The 16,702-nt window shown below is 57.9% G+C and carries 13 protein-coding genes; 10 read left to right on the top strand and 3 right to left on the bottom strand.

What is annotated here, in order from left to right; genetic code table 11:
* Window positions 1-124: 124 nt before the first annotated feature.
* Together HGP12_RS19340 and HGP12_RS19335 are read right to left on the bottom strand one after the other, a co-directional pair.
* Window positions 125-2,119, bottom strand: coding sequence for a glycosyltransferase (locus HGP12_RS19340; protein WP_168840413.1), 1,995 nt, complete (start codon window positions 2,117-2,119; stop codon window positions 125-127).
* Window positions 2,101-3,333, bottom strand: coding sequence for an HlyD family secretion protein (locus tag HGP12_RS19335; protein ID WP_168840412.1), 1,233 nt, complete (start codon window positions 3,331-3,333; stop codon window positions 2,101-2,103). Before HGP12_RS19335 ends, HGP12_RS19340 begins: the two co-directional genes overlap by 19 nt.
* Window positions 3,334-4,669: 1,336 nt before the next feature.
* On the opposite strand from HGP12_RS19335, the gene HGP12_RS19330 reads away from it, so the two are divergent.
* Complete coding sequence (locus HGP12_RS19330; RefSeq protein ID WP_168840411.1) at window positions 4,670-5,629, top strand: acyltransferase; 960 nt, start codon at window positions 4,670-4,672, stop codon at window positions 5,627-5,629.
* Here HGP12_RS19330 and HGP12_RS19325 read toward each other — a convergent pair.
* Window positions 5,596-5,850 carry a hypothetical protein gene (locus HGP12_RS19325; protein WP_168840410.1) on the bottom strand — a complete coding sequence of 85 codons (255 nt, stop codon included), beginning with the start codon at window positions 5,848-5,850 and terminating at the stop codon, window positions 5,596-5,598. The genes HGP12_RS19330 and HGP12_RS19325 overlap by 34 nt on opposite strands.
* A gap of 571 nt (window positions 5,851-6,421) precedes the next feature.
* Here HGP12_RS19325 and HGP12_RS19320 point away from each other — a divergent pair.
* From HGP12_RS19320 to HGP12_RS19280, 9 genes are all read left to right on the top strand, one after another.
* Window positions 6,422-7,591 carry a transporter substrate-binding protein gene (locus HGP12_RS19320; RefSeq protein ID WP_168840409.1) on the top strand — a complete coding sequence of 390 codons (1,170 nt, stop codon included), beginning with the start codon at window positions 6,422-6,424 and terminating at the stop codon, window positions 7,589-7,591.
* On the top strand, window positions 7,588-8,178 hold the full coding sequence (locus HGP12_RS19315; RefSeq protein WP_168840408.1) for an ANTAR domain-containing response regulator: 591 nt from the start codon (window positions 7,588-7,590) through the stop codon (window positions 8,176-8,178). The genes HGP12_RS19320 and HGP12_RS19315 overlap by 4 nt, the downstream gene beginning before the upstream one ends.
* Window positions 8,179-8,205: 27 nt before the next feature.
* Window positions 8,206-9,099 (top strand): proline iminopeptidase-family hydrolase, encoded by an 894-nt coding sequence (locus tag HGP12_RS19310; RefSeq protein ID WP_168840407.1) that lies wholly within the window; start codon window positions 8,206-8,208, stop codon window positions 9,097-9,099.
* A gap of 79 nt (window positions 9,100-9,178) precedes the next feature.
* Window positions 9,179-10,873 carry an ABC transporter substrate-binding protein gene (locus tag HGP12_RS19305; RefSeq protein WP_168840406.1) on the top strand — a complete coding sequence of 565 codons (1,695 nt, stop codon included), beginning with the start codon at window positions 9,179-9,181 and terminating at the stop codon, window positions 10,871-10,873.
* A gap of 126 nt (window positions 10,874-10,999) precedes the next feature.
* Window positions 11,000-12,037: an ABC transporter permease gene (locus HGP12_RS19300; protein ID WP_168840405.1), complete on the top strand. Its 1,038-nt coding sequence runs from the start codon at window positions 11,000-11,002 to the stop codon at window positions 12,035-12,037.
* Window positions 12,038-12,047: 10 nt separating this feature from the next.
* Entirely contained in the window at window positions 12,048-13,019 is a 972-nt protein-coding gene (locus tag HGP12_RS19295) for an ABC transporter permease (RefSeq protein WP_168840404.1), read from the top strand.
* 2 nt (window positions 13,020-13,021) lie between these two features.
* Window positions 13,022-14,047 (top strand): ABC transporter ATP-binding protein, encoded by a 1,026-nt coding sequence (locus HGP12_RS19290; RefSeq protein WP_168840445.1) that lies wholly within the window; start codon window positions 13,022-13,024, stop codon window positions 14,045-14,047.
* Window positions 14,044-15,030, top strand: coding sequence for an ABC transporter ATP-binding protein (locus tag HGP12_RS19285; RefSeq protein WP_168840403.1), 987 nt, complete (start codon window positions 14,044-14,046; stop codon window positions 15,028-15,030). Before HGP12_RS19290 ends, HGP12_RS19285 begins: the two co-directional genes overlap by 4 nt.
* A gap of 178 nt (window positions 15,031-15,208) precedes the next feature.
* Complete coding sequence (locus HGP12_RS19280; RefSeq protein WP_168840402.1) at window positions 15,209-16,213, top strand: aldo/keto reductase; 1,005 nt, start codon at window positions 15,209-15,211, stop codon at window positions 16,211-16,213.
* Window positions 16,214-16,702 lie beyond the last annotated feature (489 nt).

Here is a 16,702-nt window from a genome sequence, read left to right as displayed (position 1 = left end):
ATGCGCTATCCGCGCCCACTGTTCGTCCCGAAGGATCAGACGATCCAAAACACCCATGACTGCCTCCAAAAGACAGTCTTGAATCTGATTCGCTCAGCCTTGGAAACCCAAGAGTCCACACCTCCTAAAGTGTGCGTACCCGGCCGAAAGAGCGTAGCAGAAGATTGACCGACACGGCGACCTTGTCGATGTCGCGAATGTCCTGCGAATATTCTCCAGTGTAGAGCTTCACGATCATTTTGTCTCGAATAGCACCGTGGAGATCGAAGTGAAGGTGGAGATAGTATGCTTGCCTGTCTCCGCCGCGGCTCATGCTCCTGCGTCGCTGCGTGACCTGCCTCAATTCCGCATTGAAAGGCGCAAAGCCTTCAAGGTGCAAGACCACCGATTTCGACTCGAATTGTGAATCGGGGGGGACTGCGACGACTGCCTTGTCCAGCGCCAGGCTAACCAGCCGGCCGGAGATGTCGTCCACTGCGGCCGGCTCGTCCAATTTGAAGGCGTGAAACAGTCGCTGGGGCTTCTCAAAGCAAATTAGAGAGGCGATGAGCAAAACGACGATATTGATGCCTGCCCAAAAGGCCGCGATCGGCGAAAATTCAGCCTGAGTTTGCGTGGTCTCGGGGACAATATCGATCAGTAGTCCAAGGGCGGTGATCGTAATTAAGGTTGCGATCCAGGAAAACGTATACCGGTCAAATTGGTTTGCCTGGTTGCTGCTTCCCTTCGGCGTCACCCTGAAGGGCTTGCCGAATGGCCTGATCAGGCTCGACGCGACCGTCGGCAGCATTCGGAACGTCGCGAACGTTCCGACGGCACTTGAGATTATGGGCAAATATCGTGTTGGCGTTATCCAAAGCATGAGAAGGAAATAAGCTGTCAGCAGCGGAACTTGATAGGAGATATAGTCGGCCACATCTGTAAAATAGAGTGGCAGCAGTCCGAACCAGAGATAAGCAATCGGGATGACCAGAATCATCAAGCGGACCAGATACTGCACCAACCACGAAGCCGGCAGGAACATGATGCGCTGGAAAAGCGATAGTCCCGGGCCACGCAGCGGGCCATTGTGCAGGTAAAGCGTTTGAATGCCCCCTTGGCACCAGCGCTCGCGCTGAACGAAATAGCCGGTCAGATTTTCCGCCGCGAGTCCCATCGACAGACGTTCGTTCAAATAGCGCGTCTTGTAGCCCTTGTTGAGCATGGAAAGCGTGGTCAGCAGATCCTCGGTGATGGACTCTGTCGGAAAGCCGCCGATCGCGTCGATTGCCGTACGTCGGGCGATCGAACATGAGCCACAGCAGAAACTGACATCCCATCCATCCCGGCTGGGCGCGATTTCGTCAAAGAACAGACGCTGTTCGTCCGGCCAGATATTCTCAAGCCCCAGATTCATCTGCACCGGATCAGCATTGAAAAAATGCTGGGGTGTCTGGACAATGCCAATGGTTTCATCGGAAAAGAAGGGTAATGTCCGACGAAGAAAGTGCCGGTAGGGTACGAAATCGGCATCGAACACGGCAACGAATTCACCCGAGCTGACTTGCAGGCCGTTGTTCATGTTGCCGGCCTTGGCGTGCGCGTTGTTGCTGCGCGTAACGTGAATGGCGTTTTTCTGTTCGCAAAAGGTTTTGAGCCAATCGCGGCGCTGGTCGTCGAGGACATAGACTTTGAGTTTGTCCGCGGGATAATCGAGCGATAGAGCGCCTACGATTGTTCTTTCCAGAACGTCGAGCGGCTCATTGTAGGTGGGAATGAAGACGTCAACAGTCGGTAGTTCGCGTCCTTCACGGGCAAAAAAGACGGTGCCTAGCCCATCCATTTCGGCGCTGCGGTTGACGTAACGGCTCATCAGCACAAGGAAAAGCACGACGTCGGTGAAGGCTAACATCTCGACGATGAAAACGAGCCAGACCCAAAAGAAATTAATCCCGTCATAGGGATAGGGAAGAACGGTTTGCGTAAGCCGCCAAAGCATGTAGCGGAATGCAATAGCTGCGACGAACCCGCAGGTGAGCGTTCTGGTCCAGCTATGATGGCGCGACCAATTGAATGGCCCCAGGAGAAAGAAGGCCATTACGAGAAAGGTTGGAGCAAGAGCTAGAAGATACTGAACCACAGGTTCTTGACCCAGTTCGAAAAGCCGATCCCGTGCCTGGGAAACCGGACCTGGACTGTCCGTCCTACTTGGCAGAAATTTTCGAAATCGTTGTTCATGATGGATGGTTCGAGGCGGACCCGAATGCGAGCATTGCGTTGCGATGAAATCGGCAGACTGGCTGCAAATGAATCGGTTTCCAGAGCTGCCGAACTGCCTTTCACGGAAACGACCGAGCCCTTGAAAACGTCGCTGCGCCCAAGTAGCCGAACCTGCGCGGCCAGCCCCGGATAGATTTCATCATAATCCACTTCAGGGACGAGGATGTCGACAAACAGTTCCCGACAATCGAGTATCCGCATCAGCTCATTGTTGAGGGCGACATTGGAGCCGTTGACGACGCCTCTGCTCCAAACGACGCCGTCGAACGGCGCCGTCGCCGTCGCGGACTCGAGGCTGCTAACGCGAATGCCTTCTTCGGTCAGCTGCTTTTCGACCTCTGCGGCTCGCGTTTCATTTTCGGCTATGCGTGAGTTCAAGTCGCTGATGTGGACAATGACCTCGTCCTGGCGCTGCCGGGAGTAGGGGACGTCATTTTGACCATCTCCGAACACAAAGATACCCTGTCGAACTGCGCTCAGCCGCTGTTGCAATTGATCGACGGTCATATTGCTCACTTCGACCTCACCGACGGTTGCTGCGCCGGCGGCGCGTGCGGCATCGACCATCCTTTGTGTGAGAATACCCCTGGATGCAAGCTCTCTGCGGCGGTCGAGATCCACCTGTGCAGCAAGATCCTGCGCCTGTGAAACCTCTACTCTCTTTCGAAGAATCTCGACTTCGCGTTCGAGGTTCGAAATTGTGGCCTGCTTGAAGATTTCCAAGCGATTGCTCAGCTGTTCGCGAAGCTGCGAAAGGTCGTCGCGTTCCTTCTTCAGGGCAATAACACGATCGCGGGCGGTGTTGCGCTCTGCTTCGAGTGAAGCCAGAACTGCGCGGTTCACGCGCGAATTGCCGATTTCTACGAGACTTTGGCCGGCTTTGACGGGAGCGCCGGCTTTAACGGGCTCGCCTGAAATCACGCCATCTATGGGAGCATTGACGAGAGCCAGCCGGGCGTTGACTGTGCCGTCGCGGCTTGTATAGCCGGTAATTGCCGGCAAGGAGACGACGATTGCGAGCAGCAACAGCAGCAGACCGACGGTGACACGGGTAATGCGATGATTCCAAATCATGTCAGCATACGAGAGAACCGGGTTAGCAGGGTCGAGGCGGCTGAGTCGGTGTCGGCAAAATACAACCAAATCTTGCGTAATTTAGCGTGGCGAAATTTAGCAGGCAAGGGGTGATCTTTGACTTATGTTAATGAAAAACGCGACTTCTGAAACTTGCGTCCTGGTCGGAACGTCGTCTGTCCTTCTCGCACTGCCGGACCAAGGATCAGGACAAGGTGGTGATTGAGGGCCACCGCGGGCAGATTATTGGGATTGCAATGTGATATTCCCATGAAGGGATATCGGTTGTGATTAAGTGCCGCGTCCTATGCGTCGCACGGATCTTCCACCGCTAAAGCCGGCCACAGACGGATTGAAGCGAGCTTTTTCGCGATGGAACACAGCGTGTGTATGGCGACTGCCTTCGGTCGCCATTCAGGGAGGACGAGCGACGGTGGGATGCCGCTGCAAAGGCACCTCCCAATTTCACTACCAGAAGACGTATTGCTCAGAGGTGAGACAATCCTGGGGCGGCTAACGGGCCATTGGTACTCACAGGTTAAGAGGGAAGCGAAAATAAAATCACACGGTTTGAGTGATGATTTCAGTGGGAAATTGGTGACCAGGGTGCGCCGAATTGCGGCCATGACAGCCAGCAATCGCACACCGTATTCCAGAGTTCATTCAGTTGACGATGAAGGGTATGGCAGCCAGCGCCTAAATATCGTGCCCTCGCTTTATTCTGCTCCGGCAAGCCCTTGCGCCCGTGCTTCGCCAAGTGGGAAACGCTGGCCCCTGATCATACGAAGAAGAGAGAGATTCTTATGAAACTAAGTAGATGTCATTTATTCGCGGCAGGAATCTGAGGGCATGATAGGTGACGATCACGCTCGCGCCAGAAGTGAAATTAATAACAAATTGAACCAATAATTGAAAAACAAGATTGTGCCGGTATATATTTAAATCTATCAGTGAATAAACTATATGATACATAAGAAAAAGAAGTGTCTCTCGCATGTGATCACATTTAGATTAAAATATTACTTAACATATTGGCAAAACCGCTGCGCTATATTATCTTCCTCGTGCTCAATCGAAGGAGGCGGAGCGAGCGAGCGGAGGGCGCTTTAAACGATCGGTTGCTCTCCTCGAGATCATTTCATGGTCGTGGCATCGTCGATAGCGATGCGCCATAAAACGCAATTTCATCCTCGATAGAAGTCTGAAAGTCTTGCACCAGAGTGGAAGCGCGTGGGTTCGCTCGCTTGAGCGGCACGCCGACTTTCGGCTGCATCTTATCGAAGGATGCTTGCCTCGTAAAAAAATAGCTGCGGAAAATTCGGGGAGGTTTTCCAAGATGCGCTACTATTCGCTGGACGCGATACGCGGCCTTGCTGCCATCGCTGTTGTGCATTTCCATATGGGATTGATCTGGCATGTCGCACCGCTTGGTTATCTGGCGGTGGATTTCTTCTTTGCGCTGTCCGGCTTTGTCACCGAAACGGTTTATGGTCCAAGGTTTATAGCCGGCATGACGACGCCGGGCTTCTTTGCCATTCGACTCAAGCGTCTCTACCCAGTTTTCCTCGTCGGCATTCTCCTTGGTGCGTTCGTAATACTGGCAAAGGTGTTTGCGGGTATCGACCGCCCGCCGGCGTGGGTCGTTCCGCTCAATCTGGCGGTTCTGCCCGCGCCCGTCGCCGGGGACTATTTTCCAGTAAATGTTCCGTGCTGGACGCTCTTTCTGGAATTCACTGCTTACTTTCTTTATGGGGCGTGTCGGCGTCACCTGACGCCACCGGTGCTGCTGACAATGACGGCGGTTTCGGGTGCCGCGCTGCTGGCGTGGGGCGATGATTTGAATGTCGGCAGCACGTGGGACACCATCCATATCGGCATTGCGCGGCTTGGCTTTGCCTTTCCCTTTGGCGTGTTGCTGGCGCGGCTTGGTGTCAGGCCTTGTTGGCGGACGTGGCTCGCGTTATTGCCGCCCGTTTGGCTTATGGTGATTTTCTATCACTCGAGAGCCGACACGGACATCGCGCTGTTGACGCTGCCCATGTTGCTCGTCTGGTCTATCGCGCTCGAAGTGCCTGCGAAGTTGCGAGCGTTGTCGCGCTGGCTCGGGGACATTTCTTATCCACTCTATATCGTACACTATCCGTTGCTTTCCGTTTTTCAGTTCTTCTGTCGAGAGACCGGCGCCGCAGGACCAATTGCGCAGATCGTCGGCACGGTGGGCCTTCTTGGTGCCGCTCACATGGTGGCCTTTTGGAATGGCCGCTACCACACTTTTGCGGAAAAAGCCGGAGGCTGATGACGGCGGGCGAACCGAAGCTGGATGAGCTTGATAGTCATCCGCTTTACGCTGCGAACCACGATGCGCGGATCGAGGGAAATACGCTCGAATAAACGGGGAAGGCAATGATTTGGAATTTCGAAGTCATTGTGGCCGTTATTGGCAGCCTCGGTGCTGCCGGCATTGTCCTGTGGCAATTGGCGGATCCCGGTCGCCGCAGAAAGGAAATGCAGAAGCATCACGAGGACACCGGGGCGATAGTGGAAGACATGCGGCAAACTCGGAAAAAGGACGAGTAGGGCATCGTCTCACCTTCCGTCATAGCCTGGCATGGCGCTCCGGATGGCATGAGCTCGTCCATCAATACACGGGGATGTCCCTCGTAAAGTTCCGGACTGGTCTATGCGAGGCGGCAAGTCAAATTGCCTTTATTCTCCTGGCGTTGCTTCGTGGATTGTTCAGGAAGATGACGCCTCGTATCTCCGGTTGTGTTGCGTTCTCGCGACGCGCCATCGCTGATCGAGTCCGTGCGAATGATTGAAAAATGAGCATGATTGCCGATTGACTATAAAGTGAGCTTGCCATAGCGTCGAGATAACAAATGGCATTGATTGCCGACGGCAAATGAGCCCCGATTTCCGCATATCCTGCGGAACGGGGCTTTTTTTATTCCGTTTGGCCGATCATGCCGGTCATGTGCTCAAATCGAGACTTTGGCGTGATGAAGGCTACCCCCGATCAGAATGATCCATTGTCCTTAGGATGGCCGACAAGCGGTTGCCGCCTAGGCAGTGGGGCGAGGGGTATGCGGTGATCCGGAAGCCCATCCCAATTTCAATTCTCTATTCGACAACGGGCACTTATGCGGCGCTTGGCCGCGATGCGGTGGATGGCGCCTTGGCGGCAATCGCTGAAGTCAACAGCGATCCCGGCTGCTTCTTTCAATTCGAACCGCGTGTCGATGATCCGGCTGGCAATGCGGAACGTTATGCCGAACTCGCCGGGTCCGCCATCCGGCAGCGGGGATGTCGGCATATCGTCGGTGCGATCACGTCCTGGAGCCGGAAGGAAGTGCTTCCGGTCGTCGAGCGGCATGGCGCGCTGCTCTGGTACGCCTTTCCGCACGAAGGTTATGAGACGAGCGACAGCGTCATCTATCTAGGCGCTTGTCCCAATCAGCATCTGTTGCCCTTGTTCGACTATGTCCTGCCCCGCTACGGTCGGCGGCCGTTCATCGTCGGCTCGAACTATATTTGGGGCTGGGAAATCGGCCGGATCGCCCGCGAGATAACCGGGGCAGCGGGAGGCGAGGTGCTGGCCGAGCGCTTTGTGCCGCTGGGTTCGGAAGAGGTCGACCACCTGATCGCCGAAATCCGCCTCAAGCGGCCGGATTTCATCCTCTCCAATCTCGTTGGCCGTTCCGCTCATGCGTTCATCCGTACCTATGCGGAGCTACGGGAAGAAGATGTCGATTTCAGCGCAGAGCATCGGCCGCTCGTCGCCTGCAATCTTTCGGAAATCGATCTCGCGGATCTCAGTCCACAAGCCAAGGCCGGGCATATCGTCACCAACATTTACTTGGACAGGCTCGACACTCAGGAAAACAGGAGTTTCAAGGCGCGATTGGCGGCCCGTCGCGGCGATGGCCGACCGGTTACCGGGCCATTTGCCTTCGCCTATATGGCGGTTTCCGTCCTGGCTCAAGCGATTGCCGACGCCGGCACGGACGATCCGGACCTGATCCGCAGGGTTGTGACACAACGGCGGTTCGATATGCCGATTGGATCTGTCTCGTTTGATCCGCGCACCCATTATGCCGGGTTGCGCCCGTTTATCGGCAGGTCCGACAGAGAGGGTGGCTTCGAGATCTTCGACACCGAAACCGCCGTCGTCGAGGCAGACCCCTACCTGGTGCGATCGGTTCTTCCGGGCAAGCCGGGCGCTCATGCGCCGGGAAGGGGACTGAAGGTGGTGAAATGAGCCGCTTCGAACGACCGAGGTTTTCCGGCTGGCGCGCGGTGATGCTGCATCGGCCGCATTCGACGGTCGAGGCGCTGACGCGCCAGCTGGAGTCGCTGCATATTCAGGTCAAGGCCGTCTGGCCGCAGCTCGATGAGCAGGATGCGCGGGCCGACGTCGTCTTCTTCGATGCCGACATGGGACATGATCAGCAATTTCCCTGGCCATCCGGTTTTTCGCCCATGCCGCTGGTGGCGCTGATCGGCTCGGAAGCGCCGGGACGGATCGAATGGGTGCTGGCCCAGGGTTCGAACGCTCATATGCTGAAACCGATCGGCTCCACGGGGGCCTATAGCGCGCTGCTGATTGCGTCGCATGCCTATCAGAAGGCACGCAGCCATGCCGACGATATCCGTGTGCTTGAGGACCGATTGCGCCAGCGGCCGATCGTCGTGCGTGCCGTATTGCAGTTGATGCAGCAGGGATATGCCGGCGAAACCGCCGCGTTCAAGCGCTTGAGAAGCATAGCGATGGATTGGGGCATGACGATCGAGGAAGCCGCGGACGCCATCTGCAAGGATGACAGGCGTACTCGCGGCGGACTCTAGGAAGATGATGAAGAAAGGAGACGAAATATGGAGGTAACCGAAGGCTATGCACTCTATGGCGCATATCAGACCTGGTATCGGATCACCGGTGATCTTGCGTCCGGCAAGCCACCGTTGATCGTCGCGCATGGCGGGCCGGGCTGCACGCATGATTATGTCGACAGTTTCAAGGATATCGCCGCCACGGGCCGCGCAGTTATCCATTATGATCAGGTCGGCAACGGCAAGTCCACGCACCTGCCGGACAAGGGCGGTGATTTCTGGACGGTCGGTTTCTTCAAGGCGGAACTTCACAACCTGATCGACCATCTCGGCATCCGCGATTCCTATTGCCTGCTCGGGCAATCCTGGGGTGGAATGCTGTCGGCTGAATTCTCCGTCGATCGACCGGCCGGTCTCAAGGCGCTGGTGATTGCCAATTCGCCGGCTGCGATGAAGACCTGGATTTCGGAGGCCAACCGCCTTCGGGAAGCCTTGCCGGCCGAGGTGCAGGCCACGCTGCTCGAGCACGAGCTGGCCGGCACGACGGATAGCCCCGAATACGTCAAGGCGACCGACGTTTTCAACGAACGTCACGTCTGTCGCATCGTCCCGATGCCGCCGGAGGTGAAGCGGACCTTCGATGCCATCGCCGAGGATCCGACCGTCTACCACACGATGAACGGTCCCAACGAATTCCATGTCATCGGCACCATGAAGGACTGGTCGATCGTCGGCCGCCTCTCGGCCATCGACGTTCCGACGCTGTTGATCTCCGGTCATTACGACGAGGCGACTCAGGCCTGCGTGCAACCCTATGCCGATGAAATTCCGGATGTGCGCTGGCGCATCTTTGAGCAGTCCAGCCACATGCCGCACGTCGAGGAGCGCGCCGCCTGCATGGCCGAGGTCGGTGCCTTTCTGAATGGGAAAGCGCCTTGAAAGCATGGGATCGCTCTTTGAGCGCCGCCCGCGAATGCCTGCCGTATAGAACCAGCTACAAAAAAGGGAACAGACAATCATGACGACACGATCAATAGCCATCCGTCGCGCCGGGGCGGCTTTCGCAGGCCTTCTGCTTGCACAGACCATGCTTTCAGGACCAGCCCATGCCGAGGACCGGGCCGCGCTCATGACCCAGCATCGCGGCGGCACGATGACGCTCTCGGCCGTTTCGGCTGCCGGCACCATCGATCCGATGATCAATTACACCGCGCAGTACTGGCAGATCTACCAGTTGAGCTATGACGGCCTCGTCAAGTTCAAGCAGGCCGGGGGAACGGAAGGCTTCAAGATCGTGCCAGCCATTGCCGAGGCGATGCCCGAAGTCACGAATGATGGCAAAACCTATGTGTTCAAGATCCGTAAGGGCATCAAGTTCTCGAACGGCAAGGATGTCACGCCGGCTGATGTGCTGGCCTCGTTCCAGCGGATTTTCAAGGTCAAAGGCCCGACCATGGGCAGTTTCTACAATGGCATCGTCGGCGCTGATAAATGCATGGAAAATGGCGACACCTGCACGCTTGACGGGGGTGTGATTGCCGACGAGAAGGCCGGCACCGTCATCATCAACCTGGTCGCGGCGGATTCGGAGTTTTTCGCCAAGCTCGCGGTGCCGCATGCAAGCATCGTTCCCGCCGATACGCCCGCCAAGGATGCCGGCACGAGCCCCATTCCTGGAACTGGCGCCTATGTGATCGCAAGCTACAACCCGAATGAACAGATGGTGCTGAAGCGCAATCCCTATTTCAAGGAATGGAGTATCGACGCACAGCCGGACGGCTATGCCGACGAAATCGACTACAAGTTCGGCATGACGGAAGAGGCCGGCATCAATGCCGTGATCAACGGCCAGCTGGACTGGATGTTCGACACGCCGCCAGCCGACCGCCTGCCGGAGCTAGGCTCGAAATATGCCAAGCAGGTTCATCTCGATCCGCTTGCGGCCTTCTGGTATGCGCCAATGAATGTCAATCTGCCGCCCTTTAACAACGTCAAGGCGCGACAGGCCCTGAACTATGCGGTCGACCGCGACGCGCTCGTCGGTCTTTTCGGCGGTGACGTGCTGGCGCAGCCGACCTGCCAGATCCTGCCGCCTGATTTCCCAGGCCATGTCGATGACTGCCTCTATACCAAGGATCCCGGTTCGCAATGGTCCGAGGCTGACATGGACAAGGCCAAGCAACTGGTCGAGGAATCCGGCACGAAGGGCCAGAAGGTGACCGTCATCGCTGAAGACAACGCGGTTGCGCGCGGCATCGGCACTTATTTGCAGAGCCTGCTCAGCGAGCTTGGCTATGATGCCTCGATGAAGGCGATCTCTCCCAATATCCAGTTCGCTTACATCCAGAATACCAACAACAACGTTCAGATCAGCGTTACCCAGTGGTACATGGACTATCCGGCTGCGTCGGACTTTCTGAATGTGCTGCTTTCCTGCGACAGCTTCCACAAGGGAAGCGATTCCTCGATCAATATCGCTGGCTATTGCAACAAGGATCTCGACGCCAAGATGAAGGCGGCCATGGTTCTTTCGCTGACCGATGAGAATGCCGCCAATGCCGAATGGGCCAAGATCGACAAGGCATATATGGCCGAGGCGCCGCTGGTGCCGCTGTTCACGCCCAAGAGTGTGAATTTCACCTCCGCCCGTCTTGGCAATTATTTGTTCAACAAGCAGAATCGTTGGATCGTTTCCCAGTCCTGGGTGAAGTAAATGGGCCAAGGGTAATGGCGTGCAGCGCACGCCATTACCCGTTCGCTCTTCTTCTTGAACAGCCCGAACTCGCAATAGCAGAGGGCTAGATGCGGCCGCTCGACTGTGTGATGGCAGGAAACGGAAATGACCCTCGTACCCGATAGCATTGCAAGTCCGGTGGAGAGTTCGCAAAGCCAGGGCGTGCGAAAAAGCGCAGGGCATTGGCAACGGGCCTGGCGGCTTCTCAAGCGCGACAAGCCGACGATCGCCGCAGCCCTGGTGTTGTTGTTGATCGTCCTGTCCAGCCTCGCCGCGCCGCTCTATGCGAACTACGTTTCGGTGACGGATCCGTTCCGCTCCAATCTGAGCGGCAAGATCAATGTCGAGGGAAAGAAGATCAAGATCATGCAGCCTTCGACGGAGGGCCTGGGTCTTGGCGTCACGCCGATCGGTCCGACTTGGGCTGCGCAGTATTTCCTCGGCGCCGATACGCAGGGGCGCGATGTCGCTGCCCGGCTTCTCTTTGGCGGTCGCAATTCGCTGCTGATCGCCTCCTGCGCCACCATCATCTGTCTGATTCTGGCCGCGCTGATCGGCATCTGCGCGGGCTTTTTCGGTGGCGTTATCGATGTGATCCTGTCGCGACTACTCGATATTCTCTGGGCCTTTCCGGTCTATCTTCTGGCGATTTCGCTGTCGATCGTGCTGATCTCCAAGGGCATCGTGCTCGGCCCGATCGAGATCACCGCGGATAGCCTGCTGCTGCCGATAGGAATTATCGGTATCATCTACATACCCTATGTGGCGCGCCCCGTGCGCGGCCGCGTACTGGAGCTGAAGAACAGCGAATTCGTGCTGGCCGCGATCGGGCTTGGTGTTCCCGAATGGCGCATCCTCTGGAAGGACATTCTGCCCAATGTTGCCACGATGCTTATCGTGTTCATACCGCTGATGATGGCGCTCAACATCGTCACGGAATCGTCCTTGTCCTTCCTGTCGATCGGCGTGCAGGCGCCGGATGCGAGCTGGGGCACGATCATCCAGGACGGGCAGACCTTGCTTTATACACGCCCGGCCGTGGCGCTGGCGCCCGGCATCGCCATCGCGCTCACCGTCCTGTCGCTGAACGTGCTCGGCGACAGCATCCGCGATGTGCTCGACCCGCGCACAAAGATCGTCTGAGGAGGCGGAGATGGTTTTTGCAATTCTTCAGCGTCTCGGCCAGATGGTGTTCGTCATGTTCGGCATCTCGACGCTGGTATTTCTGATCTTCTTCGCCACGCCCGGCTCCGACCCGGCCGCCCGCCTTGCCGGGCGCAACGCTTCGCAAGAGACGATCGCGCAGATCCGCACCGAATTCGGCTTCGATCGGCCGCTGCCGGTCCAATATGTGCTGATGATGAAGCGGCTGTTCGTAACCCAGGATCTTTCTTCCTACGTCAATCGCGGCATGCGCGTCGTGCCGCAGGTTGCGGACGCCGCGCCGGTGACGCTGTCGCTGGTGTTCGGCGCGGCGGTGCTCTGGGTGGTCGGTGGTATCGTCTTCGGCGTGATCGCCGCGATGGCCCGCGACACCTTACTGGATCGAGGGCTCATGGCGCTCGCGCTGATCGGCGTCTCCATGCCGGTCTACTGGCTGGGCGAGGTGATGAACCTGGTCTCGCAAAGCCGCTTCCATGATACCTGGGCGTTTTCCTGGGTTCCTCCGCTCGGTTACAAGCCCCTGCTTACCGATCCGGTCGGCTGGTTTCTGACGCTGATCATTCCCTGGGCAACGCTGGCTGCACTCTACGTCGGCATCTATGGCCGGGTGCTTCGCGCCAACTTGGTGGAAGCCTATCAGGAGGACTATATCCGCACCGCCCGTGCCAAGGGGCTGAGCCCGGCGCGGGTCATGCTCAGGCATGCGCTCCGGACCTCGCTGATCCCGTTCGTGACCATGTTCGGCCTTGATTTCGGCGCCCTCGTCGGCGGTGCGGCCCTCCTGACGGAAGTCGTGTTCGGTCTGAACGGCGTCGGGCGTCTCACCTATCAGGCGCTGCTCAACCTCGATCTTCCGATGATACTCGGCACGGTCATGTATGCCTCATTCTTCGTGGTGCTCGCCAATGCGTCCGTCGACATCGTCTACGTGCTGATCGATCCGCGCGTGAGGAAGAACTGATGATGCAGACCGCCGAAAAACCCCTTCTTCTCGATGTCCAAGGTCTCACGGTTTCGTTCGCCACCGATTATGGATCTGTCAAGGCCGTGGATGACGTGTCCTTTTCCGTGCGCGAAGGAGAAATCCTGTCGATCGTCGGCGAATCCGGCTCGGGCAAGTCGGTAACGCTGCTATCGCTGCTCGGCCTCCACGATCAAAAGACCACAAAGGTCGACGGCGCGGTCGCCTTTCGTGGGGAGCGGATTCTGGAACTGTCGGCAACTGCCATGCGTCGTATTCGAGGCAAGGAAATCGGGCTGATCTCGCAGGATCCGATGACGGCGCTGACCCCCGTTTATAAGATCGGCTGGCAGATCGCCGAGCAGATCCGCGCCCATGAAGCGATCTCGGCCCGTTCCGCCCGTTTGCGGGCGATCGAGCTTTTAGGCGAAGTCGGCTTTTCCAATCCCGCCGAAGCGCTCGAACGCTATCCGCACCAACTGTCGGGCGGCATGCGCCAGCGGGCGGTGATCGCCATGGCGCTTTCCTGCCAGCCGGCGCTCCTGGTCGCCGATGAACCGACGACGGCGCTGGATGTGACCGTGCAGGCACAAGTGCTCGACCTGTTGCTCAGGCTGCGCAAGGAGCTCGGCCTGGCGATCGTCTTCATTACCCACGACATGGGCGTCGTCTCCGAGATCGCCGACAGGGTGGCAGTCATGTATGCCGGGCGCATCGTCGAGCGTGGAACCACGCGGGAGATCTTCTCTAATCCCATTCATCCCTATACCTGGGGTCTGATGGCCTCGATCCCACCACTGACGGGCGCGCGCCCGGAGCGGCTGATTTCGATCGGCGGCATGCCGCCGACGCCGGGCAGCATTCCAGAGGGCTGCGGGTTTCAGCCGCGTTGCCGGTTCGCTCGGGCTGAATGCGCCGGCCGCCCGCCAACCCGCCGCATCGGCCATCAATCCGTGCTTTGCGTGCTCGACGGAGAGGAACGCGAGGCCCTGCGCAATACCGTCCTGACATCGGAGGAGCCCGTATGAGTGCGACCGAGAGCGCAAAGCCCCTGCTTTCCGCCGAGGCGCTGAGCAAGAACTTCGTCGTCGGCGAGACCATCTGGCCGGGTTCGGGCCGGACCTTGCATGCGGTCGACGAGATCAGCCTCGACGTCTATCCCGGCGAAACCTTGGGTCTCGTGGGCGAATCCGGCAGCGGCAAATCCACGCTCGGCCGCTGTCTGACACGGCTCTACGATGTCACAGCCGGCCGGCTGACCTTCGATGGCCAGGACATTTCAAAAGCTGAGAAGCGCGCCCTCATGCCTGTGCGGCGTAAGATGCAAATGATCTTCCAGGATCCCTCGGCCTCGCTCAATCCACGCCGCAAGGTGCGCGACATGCTGGGGGAAGTGCTGAAGGTGCATGGCATCCGCAAAGGAATGGCAATCGATGACCGGCTCGCGGAACTGATGGAAATCGTCGGCCTGCGTCGCGAATATCTCGATCGTTACCCGCATGAATTCTCCGGCGGTCAGCGTCAGCGTATCGGTATAGCGCGAGCGCTCGCCGTCGAACCGGCGCTGATCGTAGCGGATGAGCCAGTGTCGGCGCTGGACGTTTCGGTGCAGGCGCAGATCGTCAACCTGTTCGCCGACCTGCGCCAGCGGCTCAATCTGACCTATGTGTTCATCGCCCATGACCTGGCGGTGGTTCGGCAGGTGTCGAGCCGGGTTGCGGTCATGTATCTCGGATCGATTGTCGAAATCGGCGAGACGGATGCGCTCTTCAGCACACCGCGTCATCCGTATACGCAGGCACTGCTCTCGGCCGTTCCCCAACCGCATAACCGTGGCAAACAGAAGCGCATCTTGCTCAACGGCGAGATCCCGAGCCCGCTTAATCCGCCCAGGGGATGCAAATTCTCGACCCGCTGTCCCTACGCCAATTCGCTTTGCTACGAGGTCAGGCCGCTGCTGACCGGCGAGGCGGGCCGTCACGACGTCGCCTGCCATTTTCCGCTTGCGTGACGGCTGCAAGTAGGCTTTTCAGGCAACGGGCTTCAGGTCAGGCATATCGATGACGTCTTGGCGCAGCCACTAACGGCCGTTTTTCATCGATGAAAAATATCCTGCGGATTTGGCTGTTTATCAGTCGGGCATCTCTTCCTATTTCTACCTGCAACGGCAGACGATTGCGGAGGATGACATGCTGACTAAGGCCGATAGCGCGACCACAATGACTCTCTGGAACGGCCGAGAAATTCCACGCCTGGGCATGGGATGCTGGGCGATCGGCGGTCCGTTTTATGCCGGCGACGTGCCGCTTGGCTGGGGCGAAGTCGACGACAATGAATCGGTCCGCGCTATCGAGCGGGCGGTGGATCTCGGCATTCGCTTCTTCGACACCGCCTCGAACTATGGGGCCGGGCATTCCGAAGAGGTGGTGGGCAGGGCGATCGGTGATCGAGACGATATCATCATCGCCACCAAATTCGGCTTCGCGACGGACGAGAAGACCAAACAAGCGACAGGCGCCTTCGCCGATCCCGCTTTTATCCGTCAGTCTGTCGAGACGTCTTTACGTCGTCTGCGCCGCAAGCGTTTGGATTTGCTGCAATTTCATCTCAACGATTTTTCGCTCGAAGCCTCGGACGAGGTATTTGGGACACTCGAGACGCTCAGGGGCGAGGGTAAGATCGATGCTTTCGGCTGGAGCACGGACTATCCGGATCGCGCCGCGCGTCATGTGCATCGAGCAGGCTTCGTGTCGATCCAGCACACGATGAATGTCTTCGAGCCGGTTCCGGCGATGATCGACGTCATTGAGCGCAACGATTTGATTTCTATCAATCGCGGCCCGCTCGCCATGGGGCTGCTCAGCGGCAAGTTCACCCCGGACAAGACCGTCGGCGAGAAGGACGTGCGTGGTGCAAGTCTCGATTGGATGGTCTACTTCAAGGATGGCAAGATAGCTCCAGAATTTGCTGCGCGCCTGGAGGCGGTTCGCAATCTACTGACCGAAGACGGCCGCACGCTTGCGCAGGGTGCGCTTGCATGGCTCTGGGCGCGCTCGCCGCGCACGCTGCCAATTCCCGGTTTTCGCACGGTTGCTCAAGTCGAGGAAAACGCTGGTGCCCTGGCGAAGGGTCCATTGCAAGCAGATGTGATGGCGAAAATCGATCGAGCGCTGTCTGAATTCCATGCAAGCTAGCCAGGCCCGAGCGGCTTATGCGGAGTTGCCCAGCCGTTGCGGATGCCCGAAGCCGATCAACATGACGTGGCGTCGCAGTCTTTGCTGAGTTGACGTGACCACAATGCCAGAAAGCAGGGGCCACAGTTACCTACGAGGTGATGTGGAGTAGTGATGTCACGCTTCCTGAAATGCGGAAGAAGGAGGGGTTTGTACGCAAGGTGCAGGCTGGTTACACTTTTAGACAGCTGGAAAACTGTCGCGCTGGTAGTAGATTTCTAGTCGCTCCTTCGACACGTGGAGGGAAATGCGGTTAAGAGCGCCGGTGCGCTCACCGGTCCAAGAAAGCCGGGCTAGGCGGTTCGACTCCGCGGCCGCAACCACAGGCGTCCAACGCCGCCAGTTGTTGCTACGCGTTATGCCCTGTGAAGCACATTTCAACGTTTCTTTTGATAGACGCTTTTGTTGCCGACCCCGACTTATGTGGGAGTGGCCGATCGAATAAGGATG

The organism is Rhizobium sp. P28RR-XV (genome assembly GCF_012641385.1).
In the GTDB taxonomy this organism is placed as follows: Bacteria; Pseudomonadota; Alphaproteobacteria; order Rhizobiales; family Rhizobiaceae; genus Rhizobium.
This window is presented reverse-complemented; position numbering and strand designations above follow the sequence as displayed.

Excerpts from the sequence above, each read along its gene's own strand:
- HGP12_RS19335 (WP_168840412.1), bottom strand. The coding sequence starts at position 3,333 with ATGATTTGGAATCATCGCATTACCCGTGTCACCGTCGGTCTGCTGCTG.
- HGP12_RS19330 (WP_168840411.1), top strand. The coding sequence starts at position 4,670 with ATGCGCTACTATTCGCTGGACGCGATACGCGGCCTTGCTGCCATCGCT.
- HGP12_RS19325 (WP_168840410.1), bottom strand. The coding sequence starts at position 5,850 with ATGCTTCTGCATTTCCTTTCTGCGGCGACCGGGATCCGCCAATTGCCA.
- HGP12_RS19315 (WP_168840408.1), top strand. The coding sequence starts at position 7,588 with ATGAGCCGCTTCGAACGACCGAGGTTTTCCGGCTGGCGCGCGGTGATG.
- HGP12_RS19310 (WP_168840407.1), top strand. The coding sequence starts at position 8,206 with ATGGAGGTAACCGAAGGCTATGCACTCTATGGCGCATATCAGACCTGG.
- HGP12_RS19305 (WP_168840406.1), top strand. The coding sequence starts at position 9,179 with ATGACGACACGATCAATAGCCATCCGTCGCGCCGGGGCGGCTTTCGCA.
- HGP12_RS19300 (WP_168840405.1), top strand. The coding sequence starts at position 11,000 with ATGACCCTCGTACCCGATAGCATTGCAAGTCCGGTGGAGAGTTCGCAA.
- HGP12_RS19295 (WP_168840404.1), top strand. The coding sequence starts at position 12,048 with ATGGTTTTTGCAATTCTTCAGCGTCTCGGCCAGATGGTGTTCGTCATG.
- HGP12_RS19290 (WP_168840445.1), top strand. The coding sequence starts at position 13,022 with ATGCAGACCGCCGAAAAACCCCTTCTTCTCGATGTCCAAGGTCTCACG.
- HGP12_RS19285 (WP_168840403.1), top strand. The coding sequence starts at position 14,044 with ATGAGTGCGACCGAGAGCGCAAAGCCCCTGCTTTCCGCCGAGGCGCTG.
- HGP12_RS19280 (WP_168840402.1), top strand. The coding sequence starts at position 15,209 with ATGCTGACTAAGGCCGATAGCGCGACCACAATGACTCTCTGGAACGGC.